The sequence below is a fragment of the Streptosporangium sp. 'caverna' genome (genome assembly GCF_003203775.1).
Lineage (GTDB): Bacteria > Actinomycetota > Actinomycetes > Streptosporangiales > Streptosporangiaceae > Streptosporangium > Streptosporangium subroseum.
The window spans coordinates 4,618,129-4,633,683 of record NZ_CP029711.1; the positions used below are offsets into that span (position 1 = coordinate 4,618,129).

Annotated in this window: 13 protein-coding genes; 4 read left to right on the forward strand and 9 right to left on the reverse strand. The window is 68.2% G+C overall.

The genetic code is table 11. The features are described from left to right. Positions 1-13: 13 nt before the first annotated feature. Both DKM19_RS20410 and DKM19_RS20415 read left to right on the forward strand, forming a co-directional pair. Positions 14-1,540, forward strand: a complete 1,527-nt coding sequence (locus DKM19_RS20410) for an amidase (protein WP_204358895.1) — start codon at positions 14-16, stop codon at positions 1,538-1,540. Positions 1,541-1,689: 149 nt separating this feature from the next. Then, on the forward strand, positions 1,690-2,187 hold the full coding sequence (locus tag DKM19_RS20415) for a VOC family protein (protein ID WP_162641631.1): 498 nt from the start codon (positions 1,690-1,692) through the stop codon (positions 2,185-2,187). 54 nt (positions 2,188-2,241) lie between these two features. Here the strand turns inward: DKM19_RS20415 and DKM19_RS20420 are convergent, their stop codons facing one another. From DKM19_RS20420 to DKM19_RS49575, 4 genes are all read right to left on the reverse strand, one after another. Beyond that, complete coding sequence (locus DKM19_RS20420; protein ID WP_110697435.1) at positions 2,242-3,489, reverse strand: cytochrome P450; 1,248 nt, start codon at positions 3,487-3,489, stop codon at positions 2,242-2,244. A 10-nt stretch (positions 3,490-3,499) separates the two neighbouring features. Next, the gene (locus DKM19_RS20425; RefSeq protein WP_110697437.1) at positions 3,500-5,143 is read right to left on the reverse strand and encodes an FAD-dependent oxidoreductase; all 1,644 of its coding nucleotides are present in this window, start codon (positions 5,141-5,143) and stop codon (positions 3,500-3,502) included. A gap of 272 nt (positions 5,144-5,415) precedes the next feature. Next, positions 5,416-5,982, reverse strand: a complete 567-nt coding sequence (locus DKM19_RS20430; protein WP_110697439.1) for a MarR family winged helix-turn-helix transcriptional regulator — start codon at positions 5,980-5,982, stop codon at positions 5,416-5,418. Continuing rightward, positions 5,979-6,608 (reverse strand): NAD(P)-dependent oxidoreductase, encoded by a 630-nt coding sequence (locus tag DKM19_RS49575; protein WP_162641632.1) that lies wholly within the window; start codon positions 6,606-6,608, stop codon positions 5,979-5,981. The genes DKM19_RS20430 and DKM19_RS49575 overlap by 4 nt, the downstream gene beginning before the upstream one ends. A gap of 297 nt (positions 6,609-6,905) precedes the next feature. Between DKM19_RS49575 and DKM19_RS20440 the strand changes: the two genes are divergently transcribed. Continuing rightward, positions 6,906-7,727: an SDR family oxidoreductase gene (locus tag DKM19_RS20440; RefSeq protein ID WP_162641633.1), complete on the forward strand. Its 822-nt coding sequence runs from the start codon at positions 6,906-6,908 to the stop codon at positions 7,725-7,727. Between the two features lie 179 nt (positions 7,728-7,906). On the opposite strand, the gene DKM19_RS52535 is transcribed toward DKM19_RS20440, so the two are convergent. From DKM19_RS52535 to DKM19_RS20455, 4 genes are all read right to left on the reverse strand, one after another. Further along, entirely contained in the window at positions 7,907-8,035 is a 129-nt protein-coding gene (locus DKM19_RS52535) for a hypothetical protein (RefSeq protein ID WP_255415534.1), read from the reverse strand. 70 nt (positions 8,036-8,105) lie between these two features. Further along, on the reverse strand, positions 8,106-11,834 hold the full coding sequence (locus tag DKM19_RS20445; protein WP_204358896.1) for a S8 family serine peptidase: 3,729 nt from the start codon (positions 11,832-11,834) through the stop codon (positions 8,106-8,108). A gap of 295 nt (positions 11,835-12,129) precedes the next feature. Then, positions 12,130-13,215: a hypothetical protein gene (locus tag DKM19_RS20450; protein WP_110697456.1), complete on the reverse strand. Its 1,086-nt coding sequence runs from the start codon at positions 13,213-13,215 to the stop codon at positions 12,130-12,132. Next, a complete protein-coding gene (locus tag DKM19_RS20455; RefSeq protein WP_162641634.1) occupies positions 13,212-13,598 on the reverse strand; it encodes a hypothetical protein in 387 nt (128 codons plus the stop codon). Before DKM19_RS20455 ends, DKM19_RS20450 begins: the two co-directional genes overlap by 4 nt. Before the next feature lie 364 nt (positions 13,599-13,962). On the opposite strand from DKM19_RS20455, the gene DKM19_RS20460 reads away from it, so the two are divergent. After that, a complete protein-coding gene (locus DKM19_RS20460; protein WP_110697460.1) occupies positions 13,963-14,151 on the forward strand; it encodes a hypothetical protein in 189 nt (62 codons plus the stop codon). A 19-nt stretch (positions 14,152-14,170) separates the two neighbouring features. On the opposite strand, the gene DKM19_RS20465 is transcribed toward DKM19_RS20460, so the two are convergent. Further along, complete coding sequence (locus tag DKM19_RS20465) at positions 14,171-15,331, reverse strand: glycosyltransferase 87 family protein (protein ID WP_162641635.1); 1,161 nt, start codon at positions 15,329-15,331, stop codon at positions 14,171-14,173. Positions 15,332-15,555 lie beyond the last annotated feature (224 nt).

Consider the following 15,555-nt stretch of genomic DNA (forward strand, 5'->3'; position numbering starts at 1 on the left):
TGTGGGTGGCGCCTTGCGCGCAGACGAACGCGCTCAGCTGCCGAGATACAGCCCGATCTTCCCGTCCACGCTCAGCCTGCACACGAAAGGGCACGATATGCGACCCGATCCGCACCTACCGACGTCTGACGAGTTCTGGCGCTGGTCGGCCACCCATCTGGCGCGGGCGATCAGAGCCAAAGAGGTGTCGGCCCGCGAGGTCCTCGACAGTTGCGTCAAGCGCATCGGCGAGGTGAATCCACGGATCAACGCGCTCGTGGACCTGTCCTTCGATGAGGCGGTCGAGGCAGCCCGGGTAGCCGACGACATGGTGGCGGCCGGCATGTCCCTCGGGCCGCTACACGGAGTGCCGACCTCACTAAAGATCAACAGTGACCAGGAAGGCTTTGCGACCAGCAACGGCGTCGTGGCCTTCGCCGACGCGATCGCGACCGACGACAGCCCGCAAGCCCGGCTTCTGCGCAGCGCGGGAGGCATCTTCGTCGGACGCAGCAATGCGCCCACCTTCTCCTATCGCTGGTTCACGGAGAACGACCTGTTCGGCCGGACCTCCAACCCGTGGGACTCCACCAGGACGCCCGGCGGCTCCAGCGGAGGAGCGGGGGCGGCCGTCGCGAGCGGCATGATTCCCATCGCCCAGGGGAACGACATCGGGGGCTCGATCCGGTATCCCGCCTATGCGTGCGGGGTGGTCGGCCTGCGCCCGACGGTAGGCCGAGTTCCAGGACGCATGGTGCCGCCCGACGTCGACGACTCGCTGTCCATGCAGCTCATGGCGGTCCAAGGCCCGCTGGCCCGCACCGTCGAGGACGTACGGCTCGCCCTCACCGCGATGTCGTCCTTCGATCCTCGCGATCCCCTCTCGCTTCACACCGTCCCGTCCCCTTCGCCGGCACGTCGGCCACGCAGGGTCGGCGTGCTTCGCCGTAACGGCGTCAGCACGAACATCCAGGCGGTGGACGACGCCGTCGACTCGGCCGCCGGCTGGCTGGCGGCCGCGGGCTACGAGGTCGAAGAGATCGAACTGCCTCTGCTCGAGGAGGCCTACAGGCTCTGGTACCTGCTCTGCATGCAGGACTTCCGTCCGATGCTGCCGCTGGTCGGCCAGGTCGGCGACGTCGGCCTGCAGCGAATCGTCGAGCACTGCTATACGGTCGCCGAGCAGTGGTGGGGCGCCGAGCCGACACTCGACGAGTGCCTTGCCGGTTGGGCCCGGCGCGGCACGCTCATCAGCCAGTTGCAACGGTTCCTCGAGGACTATCCGATCGTGCTCATGCCGACCTCCGCCGAACAGGCATTCGAATGGGACCGGGACATCGTCACGCCCGAAAGCATGTGCGATCTCGCGGCGATTCAGTATTCGATGATGGCGGTTCCCGTACTCGGCTTTCCGGCGCTGTCCGTACCGACCGGAGTCGCCGACGGCCTGCCGGCCGGGGTGCAGTTGCTGGCCCGACGATTCGACGAGTCCGCGCTGCTCGACGCCGGCGCGCTGATCGAGGCCAACGCGGGTGTCCTGACCCCGGTCGATCCGCATTAGGGTCTGTCCCGTAGATCTCGATCTCGGAGTAGGGTTTTGACGTAGTGAGGCGGTAGCGGCAGGTGGCGTGATACGAAGGTTGATTCGTCCCGCCTTGATTCCTTAGAGGGAATTGCTGCCATGTCGGGGCAGGTCGCAGGATGTGCGGCATGAATGACACCTACTCGGTTTCCATCGTCCGTCTGTACGCAGACAAGGACGGCGAGTCACACTTCAGCGATGAGAGCCTCCCCCTTGCCCTAGCCGAGTTCGCCCCGCCTGCCCCCGCCATCTTGTTCTGGTGCGAGGTGCTGGGGTATGTCGCACCGCCTCCACCGGAGGGGTTCGCCGGTGGGGACGACTTCAATCGCACGCTGCCGCCTAAGCAGCGGGATTCATGGTTCGCATGCAGTGATCCCTCGGGCGCGGGTCCGCGGCTGTACTTCCAGCGCGTTCCCGAAGGGAAGGTCGTCAAGAATCGGCTGCACCTTGACGTGCGGGTCGGCCCCGGGCTGGTGGGTGAGGAGCGCCTAGCGGCCCTCGAGGCCGAGTGCGCGCGACTGATCCCGCTCGGCGCGGTACGCGTGCGGCTCCTGCCTGCCGATGAGGAGAACGAGTCGTGCCTGGTCATGCAGGCCGTTGAGGGCAACGAGTTCTGCCTCGACTGAGTGTCTGTCCTGCGATCAGGCGATCCTTGCAGTCACACAGACGAGGTCCTCCGGTCAGCGGGCTTCGTGGTGCGAGTCGCGACGGGATACGCCGTCGATGTCGACGAGGAGGTGCCGGGGTCCCCGCAGGTTCGGGGGACGGCGGTAAAGGGGCGGGTCGGTGACGAGCCGCGGGTTGACGAGCCGGCGGGTGAGCTCGCTCAGCGCGAGTCGTGTCTCCAGCCGGGCGAGGGGAGCGCCGAAGCAGTAGTGGATGCCGCCGCCGAAGCCGAGATGCTGGTTGTCCTTGCGCTCGGGGTCGAAGCGATCGGGGTCGGTGAAACGGGCGGGGTCGCGGCTGCCGGCGGCGAGTACCAGAATGATGACCGAGCCCTTGGGAATGGTGGTGCCCGCGATGTCGATGTCGGCCAGCGCGCTCCGCCGGGGCCCCGGCATCTGGATCGGGGGTTCGTAGCGCAGCAGCTCTTCGACCACACCCACGATCAGGCCGGGTTCACGGCGCAGCCTCTCCAGCACGTCGGGGTGGCGCAGGAGGGTGAGCATGCCGTTGGCTATGAGGTTGACGGTGGTCTCGTGGCCGGCGATGAGCAGCAACCCGGCGGTGCTCAGCAGGTCTGCCGGCGCCATTTCGCCGTCGGTGACGAGGGCGGACAGCAGGTCGTCCCCTGGCTGCCGGCGATGCTCGTCCACCAGCTCGTTCAAATACCGGCCCAGTTGGGCCATGGTCTGGAAGCGCCGCCGGTTTCGCTCGACAAGGGAGCCGGTCGTCGGGTCGTTGGTCTCGACCGCGATCTGGGACCACTTGTGGAAGCGCGGTTCGTCCTCCCGGGGGACTCCGAGCAGCTCGCAGATCACCGTGACCGGAAGCGGGTAGGCGAAGTCGTCGACGATGTCGATCCGGTTCTTACCGGCGAATCCGTCGATCAGGTCCGTGATGATCTCGACCATCCTTGGCGTCATACCGTGGACCCGGCCGGGGGCGCAGGGTGGCCCGAAGTGCTTCATGGCCAGGGACCGGAGCCGGTCATGGTCAGGTGGATCACGACGGATGAACTCGGGCGGCAACTGCGGGGCTGCGTCGTCCGGTGCGAGCTCTATATCGGCTATCTCGGGAAGGTTGCGCAGGTCCGAACTCACGCGTGGGTCGTGCAGCAGCGCGACGATCTCCTGGTAAGTACTGACCACGTAACTGCCGTCCGGCTGCCGCGCCACCGGGGTGCCACGGAGCTCGGGGAACAGCGGGTAAGGGTCGGCGCGGTTGGAGTAGTCGAGGAACTGCTCATAGGCGCTCGCCTGGGTCATGACGGCTCCTTCACATCTGGGCCGGCGTGTACGCCTGGCTCGCGGCATCGCCGGTGCCGCCCACCAATGTGGCACGCCGTTCGTCGGGATTGTGGCCGGTCACCACGACAGTGGCGTCATGGATGGCGGAGACCCGCTCCGGGATCTCCGCTGGGAGGACCCGTGTCTCGGCCGGTCGGCCGACCATGTCGAAGTCGGGGGGGAAGGGCGCGGCCTGCTCGATCAGCCTCTGGTAGAACTCCAGCGACATCGCCTGGTCGAAGGTGACCGCGGCGGTGATGCGCCCTCGGTAACCGTAGGCGGCCACGAACCGGCGGTCGGCGACCGAGCCCTGGGTGACGGCGACCTCGTCGGCGAAGGTCGGCACCCCGACCGACTTGATGTTGGTGCCGAACTGGGCGGACCAGAAGACCGGCAGGGACAGGTGCGGCCAGCGGGCGGTCGGAGCGCTGATCATGTTGTGCGCCGCGACCTGAGCCTGGGTCATCGCGTTACCCCAGTGCTCCAGCGTCAGGAACTGATATCCATAGACCGGGTGCGGGAAGCGTGCCACATCACCGGCGACGAAGATGTCGTCGGAGGTGATGCCGTTGACGTCGAAGACGCGGCAGCCCGCGTCACAGCCCACGCCCCACACGCCGGCGGCCAGGCCAGAGCCCTCCAGCCATTCGACATTGCGTTCCGCGCCGAGCGCGGCCACCGCCACCTCGACCTCGATCACGCTGCCGTCGGACAGGCGCGCGCGGCGCAGCCGCCCGTCCCCGTCCCCTTCCAGCGCCGTGACCGTGACACCGCAGCGCAGGTCCACGCCGTGCTCCCGCTGCATCTCCGCGGCGATCGAGCCGATCACTCCGCCCAGCGCTCCGACCAGCGGCGCTGGTCCACGCTCGGCGACGGTGACCTGCAGGCCGAGTTCCCGGCAGACGGAGGCGATCTCCGACCCGGTGAAACCGGCGCCGATCACCAGCACCCGGGGCCCGGCCGCCAGCCGCTGCCGCAACAGGGCCGCGTCCTCGCCGGTACGCAGCACGAACACCCCGTCCAGGGCGGCCTCCACCGCGTTCGGCCACGGCCTGGCACGGACCCCGGTGGCGATCAGAAGACGGTCGAAACCGACGTTCCGGCCATCGGCCAGGCGAACCTGTTTGCCGGCCAGGTCCAGTCCGGTCGCGGGCTGCCCGCGCAGCCATTCGGCGTCGAGTTCACCACGCCGGGGCAGCATGGTCTGTTCCGCGGAGACCTGCCCGCTCAGGACCTGCTTGGACAGCGGCGGCCGATCGTAGGGTTCGCTCGCCTCGTCCCCGATCAGGGTCAACGACCCCTGGTAGCCCTCCCTGCGCAGCGTCGCCGCGGCCCGCAACCCGGCCAGTGAGGCGCCGACGATGACGATACGGCCCACGAGGTCGGGTGCCTTCCCGTTTCCGGGCCCGGACGCGTCAGCCTTCTTCGGCTGTCGCAGAGCACCCATCTCATCGATCACCAGAGCCTGGACCGGACAGACCGCGACAGCCTGCAGGACCTGCTCACGCTCCGCATCGTCGGGATTCAGCTCATACATCAACGTCTCTGAGTGAGGCATCCTGAAAACGTTCGGCGCGGAGAAAACACACTGCCCGTACCCCTGACACCGTGTGAGATCGACGACGACTCTCATAGAGGTCTCCCGAACAATGGAGATCACGATGCGGCACGGTGACACAGGCAAACCGCCGGGCCTGAGCTCCTCAGGCCGAGCATCGTGATCGCTGGTGTCCGTCCCTGTCAACACTAGCAAGTTCCCAGCTCACGGACTCGCGCGGGGCCGGGGAGCGAAGAACGGGCACCGGAGACGTACGGCGGAGCCGGCGCTGCCGGCTGGGCGCCCTTCTCGGCGAGCGTGGCCAGGTCCGCTCGCCGAGAAGGGCGCCGTGGGCAGGTTCGAGGAGTTCACTCCGGTGGACTTTGAGGCTTTCGCCGGCCATCTCCAACGGTTCGTCGCGGCTTCAGGCCCCCGTGGGCCAGGGCGGGATTGAGATTGAGGAGGATGCGATCGAGCGTGCTACGAAGCGTCTCGATCTCATGGGGCGAGAGACCGTCGGCCAGTTCGTGGTTGGCTTGCTCGGCGGCACGCCGCAGGGCGGAGTGGAGTGCGACTCCGTCTTGGGTGGGGGCGATCTCGGTGATGCGACGGTCGCCGCCGACGCGGCGGCGGGTCACCAGATTCTGGGCGTCGAGTCGTTCGAGCTGGCGGGTCAGAGTGGGTCCTTCGATGCCGACGGCAGCGGCGAGGTCGCGTTGCTTGAGCGGGCCGTGTACGTCGAGCACCTCGAGAATCTTCCAGGTGGTGAAGCTCCCGCCCGCGCGCGCGAGCAATGCCTCGAACCGGGCGCGCGCGGTCTTGGCGACGGTGCCGAGCTGCCAGCCCAGCCCGCCGAGCCCTGCGCCGGCATCGGCCTCGTCGGTTGCCGTGATGGGGTCGACCGGAGTGGCGTCAGGCTCCGAGTGGCCGGTCATTGGGCGACTGTGGGGATGCGGTGCACCCACCGGTTGTTCTCAGCCTCATCGACGAGGAAGTCGGCGAGGTCGGCACGGGTGAGCCGCCACAGTCCGGGCGGCTGGCGGCCGTCCAGCACCTGAAGGTCGCCCTGTGGTGCCCGGTCGTTGAGGGAGGATGCACGGATCAGCGTCCACTCGAGGCCGCTGGCGCGCACGGTGGTCTCCATGATGGCCATGTCCTGGTACAGCTCGCGCAGGGCGAGCGGGATCAGCAGGCGGCGATACCACCAGGGCAGGCCTCGGTCGGTGGGATCGACCCCGCCCGAGGACACGCACAGCAGCCGGGAGACGTCGCTGAGCTGCATCGCGTTGACAATGTTGGCGGTGCCTTGGGAATAGAGCCGGCGGGGCTTACCGCGTCGAATGCCAATGGCGGAGATGACGGCGTCGTGGCCCGCGATGACGGCAGGCAGGCTCTCGGCATCGCGGATGTCGGCGTGGGCGACGGAGAGCGCCGGCCGGGTGGGGTCGGGGACCGCATCCGGCCGGCGCGTGATCGCTGTGACGTGGTGGCCGTGTCGTAGGGCGGTGTCAATGATGTGTTGCCCGGTGCCGCCGCTGGCACCAAACACGATGATCTTCACGGGTGTGACCTCCTTGGGGACAGGCGTGGCGTCAGGGGGGCGGAGCTGTTCAGGAGTGGCGGGGCTCGCGGGCTGGAACAAGTCGGTATCGACTCCCCAAGAGAAGACCCGGTCCGAGGTGATCTCGATCCAACGGGGCCGAGGCCAGGCCCGGGTGTTCCCCCAACTTGCTTTATTGTATAGGTAGCTTACTAACGAATCGAGCGTGGCGATCGGCTGTAGATGTGTGGTCAGAGGCTGGCGGCTTCCGCCTCGGATAGTGCCGCTGACCCGTCGGGGACAGAGAAAAGGGGAACAATGATCTTGATAACCGGAGCGACCGGTGCCGTCGGCGGGGGAGTGTTGGCCGAACTGAGCGACGCCGGCGTGTCGGTCCGCGCGTTGACCCGGCGCCCTGAGCATCCGTTTCCAGCCGGTGTGGAGGTCGTCGTCGGCGACCTCCACGATGCCGCGACCGTCGAGCGCGCTCTGGACGGTGTTCGCGGTCTATTCCTATTCCCGGAGGCTCCGACGGTGGTGGCCGAGGCGTTGCGGCGTTCGCCCGTCGGCCGCGTCGTGACGTTGTCGTCCTCGACGGTCCTCGACCGCCCGGTCGACGACGTCATCGCTCGCCGGCACCGCGAGGCCGAGGCGGTCGCTGAAGCGTCTGGGGCGACCTGGGTGCATCTGCGGCCGGGGGCGTTCGCGTCCAACGCGTTGCGGTGGGCCCCTGCGATCCGAGCCGGCGACGTGGTCAACGGTGTCTACGGCGACGCCGTGAACACTCCTATCGACCCGGCCGACATAGCCTCCGTCGCCGCGCGCGCTCTGATCGACGAGCGGCTCGAGAACATCGCGCTGACCCTGTCCGGACCGCAGGCACTGTCCGCCCACGAGCAGCTCGGGATCCTGAGCGAGGTGCTGGGCCGGTCGCTGCAGTGGCGGGAACTCGACCTGTCCCAGGCGCGGGCGGGGCTGGCGGCACACGCGGACGCGGCGATGGTGGAGAGCATGCTCGGTCTGCAGGCTCAGGCCGTGCGGACTGTGCCTACGCTGTCGCCGACTGTCCGTGAGATCATCGGCCACGATCCGCGGACGTTCGCCGACTGGGCTCGCGCTCACGCCGAAAAGTTCCGCTGAGGTGTCGGCGAAATCGCGCTGTGGAGGCGCTGTCCTACGGAGTCGAGAGCCGTACGTACTACGAGGATCGCGCCGGGCGGAACGCCCAGCCCGTGGCCGGCCCGGGCGCCGACTGTGTCACGCTCGACGTCTCAGGAACCGGGTCGGCATGGTGCCGAGCTTCCGTCCAGCGAACACCGTCACCGCACTACCCGCGCCGGCGCGGTGCGGGCCCTGCCGATCACCGCGGCGACGAACGGAGTGCCGAACCGCTCGCAGTGACCCGCCGAGGGCAGGAAGCCGGCTGACCGGCAGGCATCGACGATCATTGTGATCCGAGCGTGGCCAGGCTCGTCGGGAGGGCCGGGGCAACGGCCCTCCCGACGAGGTGAGGGTGGTTTACCTCAGACCGAAAGCGCGAGTGATGGTCTGGGTGACGGTGTTTCCCTGGAGGTCGCCGGCGGTGGTGCGGAGGGTGACCGAAGACGCCTTGCCAGGTGCGTCCAGATCGGCCCGCCAGCCGTGTCCGCCCCGATCGAGCCGAACCCTTCGCCACGTGGTGCCGTCATCGTAGGAGACGTCCAGCGTCACGGCGCGGATGGTGTCGGACTTCGGTCCGCTCTCCAGATGCGACGGGATGACGGTGAGGCCGGTGTGGCGGCGCGCCTTGCCGGACATGTCCGTGTCGACCGCGTAGTCGAGCTGGATCAGCGGGAGGCGCGCCATCTCTCCGGTCTTGCCCGCTCCGGAGGTGAAGCCCCATTCGGTCCGTGTGGTGGTCGAGTAGGGGTTCGTCCAGTCACCGCGGGAGTTCTCCGACACCAGCCGGTACGGCAGCCGTTCGGGCCGCAGGCCGGGGACGGCCAGCTGGTCGAAGGGCCTCTCGCCGAGAAGGCTGTCGCCCTGGTAGAGCTTCAGCGTGTTGGACACCATGCCGTTGAGAGAGGTGTCCCCGATGTGACCGGCTCCCGAGTCGCCCCAGCTCGGCAGCACGACGTGGATGGTGTCGTCCAGCCGCAGCGGTGATGTCTCGTCCTCCGAGCGCGGCCGGTGGATGGGGCCGAACCAGTGCACGTCCGTGGTGGTCCCCGCCCGGTAGGTCACGGGGGCGGCGGAGCGCTGCCCCACCTCACGGGCGATGCCGGCCTCCTCGTGCCACTGGATCCCTGCCGTGACCCAGTCGGTGCGGTTGCCGAGGGCGGGTGTCACCGAGCCGCCCTGGTTCATGGCGGTCGTCCATCCCCATCTCCAGTAGTCGTTGCGGGCCTCGACGGCCTTGGCCTGCTGGTAGTTGCGGAAGGAGACGTTGACGCGGGCCAGCTCTTTCTGACCGGGCCGGTAGGTCGGGTCGGCGGGCACGGCGCCCTTGAAGTAGTGGACCAGGTCGTAGACGTACTCGGTGGTCGGGTTGGACGTCACGTCGAGCCGCGTGCGCCGGCCGCTCTGGATCTGCGCGATCAGCTCCTCGCCCTCGTCCCGGCTCAGTGAGGCCACCGTCAGGGGCGCCAGATCGAGCGGTCCCCATACCAGGTCGTTCCAGGGTTCGATGCGGCCCGTGCCGTCGTTGACGACCAGCAGCAGTTTCGCACCGGCCGCCACGGCGGCGGCGACCTGCTGCTCGCGGGTGACCGTGGTGCTGTTTCGCACCACCACGGCCTTGGCCCGGGCCGTCTGGGACCGGTAGCCGGCCGCGTCGCCGTCTCCGGCGAACACCGTCTCAAGTGTGTGGCGGCCCTTGGGCAGCGGGGTCGCGCCGCGGTGGACCATCAGGTCGTCGAAGGCGCGGGTCGCCGTGGAGACGGTCAGGGGCGGCTGCTCGAGACGCCAGTGGGCGCCGACCTCGAACTCTCCCTCGCGCACCTTGCCGCCGGTGGGCAGCGTCCAGACGCTGTCGTAGGAGGAGTTCGGCCACCTGTTGGAGGCGGTGTAGTCGTCGTCGGCGAGGCCACGGTAGACGCTGACTCGCATGCCGCTCAGGGTGCTCGCCATGGGGGCGACGGCCGTCAGCCGGCGTGCCTTGCGCGCGTCGAAGGCAACGGTCCGATCCCGGTCGAGCTTGATGTCGGAGACGCTCAGCATGCCCAGGCCACGTGAGTGGGGTCCGTTCGCGCCCTCGAGGTCGCCGCTCATCCACGCGGTGTAGGTGCCGGCGGGGATGCGCAGGTCGAGGGTGCCGGACTCGTCGAGGTAGAGCGAGGCGAAGAACTTCTTGCCCGTCAGGATGAGGTCGCCGGACAGCGGCTTGCCGGCGCGGTCCATGGCGGCGAGGGTGAGGGTGTGGCGCTCGCCCTCCTTGCCGACGCCGATCATGGTGCGAGCTCTGACCGTGCCGGTGGCGTCGGCGGCGGTGACCGTGCCCGCGATCGTGGTGTCGGCCGGTACGCGATCGATGTCGGTGGTCACCGTCACCGTGCCGGTGCCGTGCGCGGGAACGGTGACCCGCGGGGCCGACAGGCTGAACAGGTTCTCGGGAGCGCCGGGGACGTCGGCCGAGAGGTCGAGGGTGACCGGGGTGTCGCCGGTGTTGGTGTAGGTCACCTCCTTCTCGCTCTTGTCTCCGGGCTTGGTGGGCCAGCTGTGGTATCCGGCATAGGCGCTGCCCGTGGCGAACACGGTGGTGCCGGTGGTCGCCGCGATGTCCAGGCGGCCGCTGCCGCCCAGGGCGGGACTGTAGGCGGGTGTGGGCTTGGTGGTGCTGACCAGGGCATCCTTGAGCTGCTGTCCGGTCCAGTCCGGATGTGCGGCGGCAAGCAGTGCCGCCGCACCCGCGACGTGCGGGGTGGCCATCGAGGTGCCGCTCAATGTCTGGTAGTAGCCGTCGCCCTCCTGCGCGTACTGTGAGCGCGCCGCCAGGATGTCGACGCCGGGAGCGGTGAGGTCCGGCTTGAGGCCGCGGTCACCCGCGCGCGGGCCCCGGCTGGAGAACTCGGCGAGCGTGTCGGAGGAGTCCACCGCGCCGACGGTCAGGGCGGCGTCGGCCGCGCCCGGTGCCGAGACCGTGAAGTCGGTGGGGCCGGAGTTGCCCGCCGCGATGACGAACAGCGAGCCCGTCTCGGCGCTGAGTTCGTTGACGGCCATGCTGAGCGGGTCGGTGCCGTCGGTGGGGTCGGCGCCGAGGCTCATACTGATGATCTTCGCGTGCTGCTCGCGAGCCGCCCACTCCATGCCGGCCAGCAACCAGGATTCCTGGCCGCTTCCGGTGTTGTCGAGGACCTTGCCGATGCGCAGGCCGGCGCCGGGGGCGACGCCCTTCTCCTTGCCACCCGAGGCGGCGCCGGTGCCGGCGATAGTGGAGGCGACGTGCGTGCCGTGGCCGTTGCCGTCCTCGACGGTTTGCTCCGGAACGAAGGTCTCGGTAGCGGTGATATGACCGATCAGGTCTGGGTGGCCGGTGTCGACGCCGGTGTCCAGCACCGCGACGTCCACGCCGACGCCGGTGTTCCCGCTTTCCCACACCTTCGGCGCGCCGATCTGGGCGGTGCTCTCGGCGAGGTCGGCCTTCACCTTGCCGTCGAGCCACACCTTGGCGATGCCGCCCGCGAGAGTGGGCTCGTCGCCGGTGCGGTGGGAGGTGCCGGGGACGGTGGCGCCCTGGGTGAGCGAGGTCCAGAAGCCTGCGGAGCGGTCGGCGTCCAGCGCCGCGCCCTGGATGCTGTTCAGAGGGCGCACCTGGCGGGCGCCCTGGGGGAGGACCTTGGTGCGTGAACGGGCGGCGGCGTCGGTGTAGCTGACGAGCAGCGGCAGGTGGTCCCGGTGCGCGTCGTCGTAGCCGTCGGCAAGCAGCCTGGTGACGTTGAACAGGTCCTTGTCCAGCAGTCCGGCGGTGAGATATCGCAGGGCGGACCGCGGGTAGACGTAGGTTTCCCCGGACTCCGCGTGGATGACGGCATCGACCGGCCGGCCGTCCGGGCTCAGCACCGAGCGCGTCATGGTGCCGTCCGGGGCGGTGCCGACGGTCACCTTGTCGCCCGTGATCAGGGTGACCGTGCGCGCGGCCCCGGCGGTTGCGAGGGGCGCGGTACCGGGCGCGGGCGCTGTGGCGCTATTGGCGGTTGCGGGTATGGCGGTGGAGGCGTTAGCCGGTGGAATCGCCGCGAGCGCCGCCAGAACGGCGCTGAGCGCTATCAATCCGCGTCCGCGAGAGGGTGACAATGACAAGAAGACCCCAAAGGTAGGAGTGCGCGAAGATCAATGGATTGTGCACAACTATTTGGGGTTTTCTCCATGATGATCGTTGGCGCGTTTGCGTCATGTCGCACATCCGACGGTTCCGGACCTCCCGGCGAAACGGCCGGTGCACGATCTCGCCGCCCGGCGGACGGAGACCACCGGTGCACGATCTCGCCGCAGTGCCGTTGGCTTTGTCGAGCGAAAAAACGAGCACCATGCATCCCCGGCCGCATGCCTTGCCTCGGGAGATCGCTCAGGTGACGGGGTGGTGGGTTTCGGGGTCTTTGCGCAGCGTGGTGGTAATGGCCAGGCCCATCTCGCGTGACAGCGGGCCGTCGGTGGGGATGCCGAGCTGGGTGGCCAGGTCGCGGCCGTACAGGTCGACGGTGGCCTCGATGAGCTCGGCCAGCGCGGCGGTGGCGGTGCGGGCGCGGACCCAGGCGGTAACGGCGATGGCCGCGGCGATGGGCAGGGCCGGCCACCACCACAGTGCCGGCAGCAAGTACAGCATCGCCCAGCCGGTCAGCCGTGCGGCGGCGGTGTAGGAGTCGCGGGCCGCGGTCAGCTCGGTGCGGGCGGCCTCGGGAATGACCAGCCACAGGCGTGGCCAGGCACTGCTGAGGTCGAGGTCGTAGGCGGTGTGGATGCGCTGGTCGCCGGCACGCAGCCGGTCACCGATCCAGGTGGGCCGCTGCGGTAGGACCAAGCTGATCGCCTCCCGTGCGGCGATCGCCGCCGCGACGCCGGGTACGGGTCCGGCAGGCACGACAGGCTTGCCGGGGGCGGCGGGCACGGCAGACATGGCAGGTATGGCGGGGGCGGCGGGCACGGCAGACATGGCAGGTATGGCGGGGGCGGCGGGCACGGCAGACATGGCAGGTATGGCGGGGGCGGCGGGCACGGCAGACATGGCAGGTACGGCGGCCGAGGAACCTGTGCGGGCACGGACCGCCGCGGCGATCCTGGCCTGGACCTCGGCGTCCGCGTCCTTCCAGCGTTGCTGCCGGCGCCGGGTCAGCAGGCGGGCGGGCCAGCGGTGGCCTTCGGCGTTCCAGGCACGTTCGGTCAGTCGTCCCAGTCCTCCCGCGGTGAACCCGGCCGCCGCGGCGGCGGCCAGGATGGCGGTGGCGGTGAGCAGGAGCACGCCGGGGCTGCCGGCGGCGGGCTGGACGGCCAGCCGGTTGACGGCATCGCGGAGCGGGCCCGGTTCCAGGGCGCGCGGGTGGCGCAGGGTGAGGGCGATCGCCAGGCAGGTGAGGTAGAACAACCCGGGCAACACCAGCAGGGTCAGCCAGCGCTCGGCGATTTTCTTGCCCAGTTCGCTCAGGAACCCGCTCATGTGGGCACGCGCACCAGGGTGAGCGTCTTCCCGGTCGTGGCGCACACCGGCGGCTGCGGGTATGCGGCGGTGGACTCCACCCGGCTGCAGGGCCTGTGGGCGGGGCAGGCCCAGGCTTGGACGACCGGGTGGCCGGCGCCGGTGCCGGGGAGCGGCTGGTAGATACGCTCGGGCTGGGTGATCGCACCCAGCCCGAACGCGGCCATCGCCTCGTCCAGCGTATCCAGGTGCCCCTGGAGCACGTCGTCGCGGCCACCGGCGTCAACGATGTCCACGATCTGCCGCAGGACCTGGCCCGCACCGGCCTGCTCGGCGTAGTCCCATAGATCGTCCTCGTCCAGGAGGGCGCACAACCGCTCGACCCGTCCGGTGATCTGCGACATCGGCCCGTCCATCCCTCACACCGCACCATCCTGGCTCCGCATTCGACGGCACAGGGGATTGCCGACGCGTACGGATGTGGTCACAGTGAGTGTAGATCGCCGGAACCGGCCCCACCAAGCTGCGGCGATCGTGTACGGCCTTCCGGTCAACCGGCCATGACACGACGTCGTCATCTATACGCGGGTCGTCGGGGAACTCGATGGCCGAGAGCAGCCGCCGGAAGTGTAGAGCACCGCGAGCGTAAGGGAGAGTCCCGTACATGAGCGAGCGAGAGCGTCTGATCGCCGCGATCGGCGCACGACTGAACCGGATGGACGCTGCCGCCTTCCAACTCGTCGGCTACCAGAACGTCATCGGCACTCTGTGCCCATCAACGACGCCACAGCGGTCCGCATCGCCGACGACATCTACACCCGCCTCACCGAGAACGGAACGGCCGCGCCTGCCGTCGGACAGACCGCCCACGCGCTGCACCACGCCATCCGCCGGCTCCGCACCGACTACACCGCCGGCCCCGCCCTGTGGGCCGCACACATCCACGCCGGAATCTAAGATGCGACCATTAAGGCCCCTAGTCGTCGCCTGACCCGCGCTTTCTTTGCCGCCAATCGCTCCGGCTAAAATAAACCGCAAGCGCCAGTAATGTCGACAATCCGCTGAGCACGTAACTACCTGTCAGCAACATCAGCCACATTCCGGCGTGGGATGGATATATGAGAACCGTCGCCAGGGCGATATATCCAGGCAGCAAAAAGATGAACCACAAGAACCCCACGCCCACCTTCTCAAGCCTGACGTCCACTCGCTGAGCGCGCTGTGCCCAGAGCACCAAGAGCGGTATGCACCAGACCCAATGGTGCGGCCAAGAAACGGGTGAAACAAGCAGCCCCACGATGGCGCAGGCGGTGATTCCAGCGATCTCGCCCGCCTTCTTCGCGGTCCATGCGGCGACCAAAAGTCCACCCGTTCCGACCACCGCGCACAGGGCGAACCAGAGAGGCGTGGTGGGCCAGGAGTCGGACATGATCATAAGCACGCCACGAAGCGATTGATTGAAAAAATTTACGCCCTGCTCGGTGACCACCCGTTGCGTGTCGAAAAATGCACCACCCCAGTAATCACGCGAATCGGCCGGCAGCAGAAGGAATCCGAGGACTACTGTGCCGAGAAAACCAAGGCCGGTCATCAGGGCGGCCCGGAAACGACGCGTGATGAGAAGGTAGGGGATGAATATCAGTGGGGTGAGTTTGATGCCGGCGGCAATACCCGTTCCTATGCCGCGCCACTTTTCTTTGCCGTGCGTCAGATCAACAATTATCACCAGTAGCAGAATGATACCTATTTGACCGTTCCACAGCGTTAGCGTTACCGGGTACAAGGGAAGTGTCGCGATGACAACCAACAGCGTGCGAGTTGCTCGGCGACTTCGGCACCTCACTGCGGTACGGCCGATGAGAATCCATATCACCGCCTCAAGGGCGAGTATGGAGATCAGCACCCAGAGGGCGACGGCGATCTCCATTCCAACCAAAGCGAGAGGCATGAACAGTATTGCCGCGAACGGTGAATAGGTGAACTTCAGCCAATTTTCACCTACGACCAAGTCGTAGACAGAGGTACGCCGCAGTACCGCCGCTCCGCCTTCCCGATAAACCTCCAGATCAATCCAGCCCTCCGCATAGATCGCGTTAAAGGCGAAGGCTGTCAGCGCGCCGCTCAACGCGATCAACACTCCGCATGCTATTTGGAAAGAGCCGCCATCTCTCTTGCCCGGACGAATTCGCGGACCGGCTGACACTGAAGGCGGACCGGCTGACACTGAAGAAGGCATGGCAACTCCCGGCTTAGCTGTGGTGCACGCTAGCCACGCCGGCTTGTCCAAAGCTTGTCGTGCCCTGCTTGTGCCGGCCGTTTGCTGGTCAGGGCTCTGGTGTGACCAGGTAGGGCCGCAGAAAA

Bases quoted from the DNA above. Each gene is read 5' to 3' on its own strand.
- DKM19_RS20415 (WP_162641631.1), top strand. From the start codon at position 1,690: ATGAATGACACCTACTCGGTTTCCATCGTCCGTCTGTACGCAGACAAG.
- DKM19_RS20420 (WP_110697435.1), bottom strand. From the start codon at position 3,489: ATGACCCAGGCGAGCGCCTATGAGCAGTTCCTCGACTACTCCAACCGC.
- DKM19_RS20425 (WP_110697437.1), bottom strand. From the start codon at position 5,143: ATGAGAGTCGTCGTCGATCTCACACGGTGTCAGGGGTACGGGCAGTGT.
- DKM19_RS20430 (WP_110697439.1), bottom strand. From the start codon at position 5,982: ATGACCGGCCACTCGGAGCCTGACGCCACTCCGGTCGACCCCATCACG.
- DKM19_RS20440 (WP_162641633.1), top strand. From the start codon at position 6,906: ATGATCTTGATAACCGGAGCGACCGGTGCCGTCGGCGGGGGAGTGTTG.
- DKM19_RS52535 (WP_255415534.1), bottom strand. From the start codon at position 8,035: ATGATCGTCGATGCCTGCCGGTCAGCCGGCTTCCTGCCCTCGGCGGGT.
- DKM19_RS20450 (WP_110697456.1), bottom strand. From the start codon at position 13,215: ATGAGCGGGTTCCTGAGCGAACTGGGCAAGAAAATCGCCGAGCGCTGG.
- DKM19_RS20455 (WP_162641634.1), bottom strand. From the start codon at position 13,598: ATGTCGCAGATCACCGGACGGGTCGAGCGGTTGTGCGCCCTCCTGGAC.